Origin of the sequence: Corynebacterium sp. UMB9976 (assembly GCF_030212265.1) — a bacterium.
Lineage (GTDB): Bacteria > Actinomycetota > Actinomycetes > Mycobacteriales > Mycobacteriaceae > Corynebacterium.
In genome coordinates, this window is sequence record NZ_JASODY010000108.1 from 1 (window position 1) to 268 (window position 268).

Sequence of the window (268 nt, forward strand, 5' to 3'; positions counted from 1 at the left end):
CGCAGCGCGCCAAGGATGAGGTGGGCGACACCATCCTGGTGTTGGAGCACCCCTCCACGTTCACTGCCGGCAAGCGCACCCAGCCGGAGGATATGCCGGATGCTTCCTACCCCGTCCCGGTTGTGACGGTGGACCGTGGCGGTCGCATCACCTGGCACGGCGAAGGCCAACTCGTGGTGTACCCGAGTATTAAGTTGGCCGAGCCGGTAGACGTCGTCGATTATGTGCGCCGCCTCGAAGAAGCCCTCATTCAAACCGTGCGGGCAGC

Annotated in this window: 1 protein-coding gene; it reads left to right on the forward strand. The window is 64.2% G+C overall.

The window, feature by feature from the left end:
• A partial coding sequence (locus QP140_RS10005) for a lipoyl protein ligase domain-containing protein (RefSeq protein ID WP_442875046.1) occupies positions 1 to 268 on the forward strand: 268 nt, incomplete at both ends.